Raw genomic sequence first — 954 nt, 5'->3', positions numbered from 1 at the left:
CACTTCGGCTTCTGAAGGTTTTTGCCAGCATAATATAAACTGTTCAATTGCAGAGAGCTTGAAACGCTTCGAGCCATTAATGGTTCAGGCCGATAAATACCATGTTCCAGTTCGTGGATATCTATCGTGCGTCGTCGATTGCCCTTACGATGGGGCGACATCTCCAACACAAGTGGCCAACATATCGCAAGCGTTGATCGAGTTGGGATGCTACGAGGTGTCCTTGGGCGACACGATCGGAACCGGTACGCCTAATCGTGTAAAAGAAATGCTGGAATCGGTGCTAGCGCGCATTCCAAGCCAACGTTTCGCCGTACACTTTCATGATACATGGGGACAAGCGCTGGCAAATATTTACCAGGCCTTAAGCATGGGCATCAACACGGTAGACAGCAGTGTCGCAGGATTGGGAGGGTGTCCGTACGCACATGGTGCATCAGGCAATGTTGCTACAGAAGACGTGTTGTATTTATGCCAAGGCTTGGGCATTGAAACTGGCGTGGATTTAGAGCTGTTAGCCAAAGCAGGATGGATGATAAGCGATGAGCTGCAACGCCAACCAACATCGAAGGTTTCGCAGGCATTACGTCATAGAATGGAATAACGCACTTTGCATGACGGGCTCAACTAACCCGCCCATTAGACTTCATAATTCGCTTTGATGCCGATATCAAAGTGCAGTGGCATGCACCATTTTGCTATAGATAAGTAGGCCATGATCAAACCCGCAAGAAGCGCAGAGATTGCAACAATGGTTGACTGTTCGAACCACAACGCAAATGTCGTCACAACCAACAGTGTAGGTACCAATTTCAAACCAAGAACTTTGAAACAGAACGACTCTTTCAACGCAATTCCAGAAAAGGTGACAAAGATAAAGCCTAATGCGAGCCACACTCGATTTAACTCTGGGTCGCAGACCATCAAGATCACCCCTATCCAACCAGACCAACT

General features: G+C 47.8%; 2 protein-coding genes. One reads left to right on the top strand and one right to left on the bottom strand.

The annotated features are described in order from the left end of the window. A partial coding sequence (locus R7Q48_RS25310; RefSeq protein WP_318132898.1) for a hydroxymethylglutaryl-CoA lyase occupies window positions 1-604 on the top strand: 604 nt, incomplete at its 5' end. 35 nt (window positions 605-639) lie between these two features. Here R7Q48_RS25310 and R7Q48_RS25305 read toward each other — a convergent pair. Then, on the bottom strand, window positions 640-954 hold a 315-nt coding region (locus tag R7Q48_RS25305; RefSeq protein ID WP_318132896.1), incomplete at its 5' end, for a DUF2301 domain-containing membrane protein.

This window comes from Vibrio sp. 378 (assembly GCF_033339435.1).
The sequence above is the reverse complement of the archived record's forward strand: the minus strand, read 5'-3'. Positions and strand labels throughout refer to the sequence as shown.